Here is a 4084-nt window from a genome sequence, read left to right as displayed (position 1 = left end):
TCCAGCGCGATGGCCGTGGTGCCACCGGTGGACAGGTCATTCAGACGGGCGAGGGGCTTGGCAACGGTCGTCTTGGAACCCGAGGCTGACGTCGCAGCCGAATCCGACGAAGAGCTGCAGGCAGCGAGGGGGAACGCTGCGACGGCAGCAAGCGCGATACCGGCGAAGATCTTACGGTTCTTGATGGTGCTCATGTCAATGCACTTCCTTGTGTCTGTCTTGGGGTCAACCGGGGATTGGCTGGGTACATCAGTGCTTCGACACCCCCACCACACCGGATTGGTCGGAAGCGACATTTCTTTCGGCTCTCCCTTCCCCCGCTCACCAGCCTGGTGACGTGGGATGGATGGCGACGTTCAGGGCTTCGCTCGGGCGTCACCTCCTGTTCGCCTTCGGAGTGCACGGTGGGGCACATGACTTCCGGGGATGTTGACATCGATCGCCGCGCCTTCGTGCGGACCACCGCTCTGGCAGGTCTGGCCGCTGTGCCGCTCGTGGCGGGCCTGCCGCTCAGGGCCAGCGCTGCAGCGCCGCTGGTCCGGTCGGGACGTCCGTCGCTGACGCACGGTGTGCAGGCCGGTGACGTGCATGACGGCAGCGCCCGGCTGTGGGCTCGGGCCGACCGGCGGTCGCGCCTCGTCGCCGAGTTGTCGCGCGACCCGTCGTTCCGGCGAGCGGTGACCGTTCGAGGCCCGGTGGTGGCCCAGGGCACCGACTTCACCGGCCAGTGGTCAGTCGGTGGGCTGCCGCCCGGGGCCGACGTCCACTATCGCGTGCGAGCGGTCGACCTCGACGATCCCCGAAGGGCCGGCGAAGCGGTGGTGGGTCGGCTCCGCACGCTGCCGACGGGCCGGGGAGACGTGCGATTCCTGTGGTCCGGCGACATCGCCGGCCAGGGATGGGGTGTCAATCCAGATGTCGGCGGCTTCCGCATCGTCGATGCCATGGCACGACGTGACGCGGACTTCTTCCTGTGCAGCGGCGACAACGTCTACGCCGACGGCCCAGTGACCTCCAGCGTCCCGCTGCCTGATGGCAGCATCTGGACCAATCTGGTCACGCCTGAGAAGTCGAAGGTGGCCGAGACGCTCGATGAGTTCCGCGGGCAGTATCGGTACAACATGATGGCCGACAACTGGCGTGAGTTCCTCGCGACCACCTCCCAGGTCGTGCAGTGGGACGACCACGAGGTGACCAACAACTGGTATCCGGGAGAGATCCTCGATTCGCCGCTCTACACCGAGAAGCGTGTCGACGTGCTCGCTGCTCGTGCGCATCGGGCCTTCCACGAGTACCTGCCGGTGGCCCCGATCTCGCCCGACCACGATGGCCGCGTATATCGCGTCATCAAGCACGGTCCGCTGCTCGACCTGTTCGTGCTCGACATGCGCACGCACAAGGACCCGAACACGCTCAATGACGAGCGCGAGGACGACGGCGGCGTCTTGGGAGAGAAGCAGACCAGGTGGCTGATCGACGAGCTGGAGCGTTCACGAGCGACCTGGAAGGTGATCGCCGCAGACCTGCCGCTCGGCCTCGTCGTGCCAGACGGCACCGAGCAGGAGGGCATCGCCCAGGGAGACCCGGCGGCGCCTCTGGGCCGCGAGCGAGACATCGCCCGTGTGCTGACTGCCCTGCAGCGCGCGGGGATTCGCAATCACGTGTGGCTGACCGCCGACGTCCACTACACGGCTGCGCACCACTACTCGCCGGACCGTGCGGCCTACCCGCACTTCGACTCCTTCTGGGAGTTCGTCTCCGGACCACTGAATGCCGGAGCGTTCGGGCCGAATGCGCTCGACGGAACCTTTGGGCCCAAGGCCGAATTCGTCGCGGCGCCGCCACGCGCCAACACCGGACCCGGAGAGGGATTCCAGTTCTTCGGTGAGGTTGAGATTGATGGCGACAGCAAACAGCTGACCGTGACCCTGCGTGACGTCGAAGGCGCGGCCCTGTTCACCAAGCAGCTCGACCCTGAACGCCGCTAGGCACCTCGACTCCTGCTACCGACGGGGTCGTCCGGAGAAACTCTCCACTGCGGTCGCAAGTCGCCGAGCGCCTTCGTCGCTCGGGTCAGGCGGCCCGGCGGAACGTGCTCGCGAAGCGGACGAGGAGGTCGCCGCGACCGTAGGGCGCCAGGTCGTACACGACGACGGGCGAGTGGGGCACCCGCCGGAGGATGCACCACTGGTACTTGCTGCAACAACTTGTCTGAATTCGTGGGTGTAGACAGCCACACCCGTCTAGGATCGGCCGAGTTGACGAGGAGATGGCGATGGAACCGATTGGTCCGCAGGACCCGCGGCTTCCTCCGGCAGGTTGGTACCCCACCGATGGTGGGATGCGCTGGTGGGACGGATCTGAGTGGACGGAGCAATTCGCGCCTGCCGCCCCCGTGGTCGCGGAAGCGCATGCGGCATCTGCTGAGGGCACCGTCGCCAGATTCGGCACGTCACCAGACGGCCGCGTCCGCCCGGGGCCAGCGATCTGGTTCGGTTGGGGAGGGCTCATCCTCGTGGCTCTCTTGGGCCTTGTCAGTTCAGGCGTGAGCGGCTTCCTCGTCATGTTGGGCGCATATGTGCTGGTAGTGGCAGTAGTTGCCCTGGCTCGCGGCCGTATCGGCTGGGCTCGTCTGAGGGGCCGCGCTGCCGGAGGAATCGCCCTCGGGACAGCGCTTGGGTTGATGTTCGCAGGAGGTGCGATCGCAGACCCGCCGACTGCCCCGCCGGTCGCTGCGCCCGCCGCGTCGCCAACTCCCACGCCAACACCTCCACCGACATCCACACCAACACCTACTCCGACGTCGGCAGCGACAAAGTCGACACCCAGCTCGAAGACCGCGGCTAAGGGGACTGCCCTGGCTGCTGTCGCCTCGCTGACAGTGAAGGGCCGCGCCTCCAAGACCGGGTACTCGCGAGACCTGTTCGGTCAGGCGTGGTTCGACGCCGATCGCAACGGCTGCGACACCCGTAACGACATCCTGCGTCGAGATCTCGCCGCCAGGGACATGAAGAACTCCTGCAAGGTGCTCGCCGGCACACTCAACCCCGACCCATACACCGGGAGGGATATCCGTTTCGAGTACGGCGGGGCCAGCGAGGTCGACATTGACCATGTCGTGGCCATCAGTGACGCGTGGCAGAAGGGCGCCGGGAAATGGGCCGCAGGCAAGCGGTTGGCGTTCGCCAACGATCCGCTGAACCTACTGGCCGTTGAAGCCAGCGCGAACCGCTCCAAGGGCGACGGTGACACTGCGACCTGGCTCCCGTCCAACAAGTCCTTTCGGTGCACGTACGTCGCCCGGCAGGTGGCGGTGAAGTCCAAGTACAAGGTGTGGGTCACTGCCGCTGAGCGTGATGCGATGATCCGCGTGCTGTCCAACTGCTCCGACACGGCGAATCCTGTCCCAGGACCGGCACCCACAGAAGCTGCGCTGCCCAAGAGCGCGAAAAAGACGAGCACGCCAGGCTCGAAGCCACCCGATGCGCCTACCAGCGTCTACTACGAAAACTGCACCGCCTTGCGTGCAGCAGGCGCGGACCCGATCCGCGCCGGGCAACCCGGCTACACGCGAGAGCTCGACCGCGATGGCGATGGCGTCGCTTGCGAGTAACGGTGAGCTTTTGCACCAAATCGTCCCGTCATTTTGTTCCCTCTTGCACCGTGGGTATCGGTTCGCATCGGCAAAGCCCAGGAGCACCAACTGCGGCACCGCGTGGTGACTCGCGGAATCTGCGGACAGCTTGCCCATCAACTCGAACACGCACAGAGTTGGCGGACCAAGCCGACCTCCCCGACGATCAGCAGCCCGCAACGCCGCAGCCGCGCGATCTCACCGGCGAGGCGGCCGCGCTGGTGGGCGTCTTGCAGGTGGCGCTCGGCTCTGTGGCCGTCGGCCCGTTGATTCATGACCCCATCTGACTTCGTCGTCGGTCGACCTGAACGATCGGACCGGGTCGGCGCGGGCACACGCCCGCGCCGACCCCTTCGGTCCCCTCGTTCAGGGCGAGCGACGACGAAGTCAGATGGGGTCATGCATCAACGGGCCGACGGCCACACAGCCGAGCGGCACCTGCCAGACCCC

Annotated in this window: 2 protein-coding genes and 2 pseudogenes; 3 read left to right on the top strand and 1 reads right to left on the bottom strand. The window is 66.5% G+C overall.

The window, feature by feature from the left end:
• A pseudogene (locus H7290_RS01205) lies at nt 1–194 on the bottom strand (hypothetical protein); the annotation flags it as partial.
• A 219-nt stretch (nt 195–413) separates the two neighbouring features.
• Between H7290_RS01205 and H7290_RS01200 the strand changes: the two are divergent.
• The 3 genes and pseudogenes from H7290_RS01200 (at nt 414) to H7290_RS01195 (ending at nt 3613) form a co-directional block, all read left to right on the top strand.
• Entirely contained in the window at nt 414–1988 is a 1575-nt protein-coding gene (locus H7290_RS01200) for an alkaline phosphatase D family protein (protein WP_290512191.1), read from the top strand.
• A 281-nt stretch (nt 1989–2269) separates the two neighbouring features.
• Nucleotides 2270–2392: pseudogene (locus H7290_RS21220) on the top strand (DUF2510 domain-containing protein); the annotation flags it as partial.
• 489 nt (nt 2393–2881) lie between these two features.
• A complete protein-coding gene (locus tag H7290_RS01195; RefSeq protein ID WP_290512190.1) occupies nt 2882–3613 on the top strand; it encodes a DUF1524 domain-containing protein in 732 nt (243 codons plus the stop codon).
• Nucleotides 3614–4084 lie beyond the last annotated feature (471 nt).

Origin of the sequence: Aeromicrobium sp. (assembly GCF_014378035.1) — a bacterium.
In the GTDB taxonomy this organism is placed as follows: domain Bacteria; phylum Actinomycetota; class Actinomycetes; order Propionibacteriales; family Nocardioidaceae; genus Aeromicrobium.
Note: the sequence above shows the minus strand (reverse complement) of the source record. Positions and strands in the feature narration are given on the sequence as shown.

Excerpts from the sequence above, each read along its gene's own strand:
- H7290_RS01200 (WP_290512191.1), top strand. The coding sequence starts at position 414 with ATGACTTCCGGGGATGTTGACATCGATCGCCGCGCCTTCGTGCGGACC.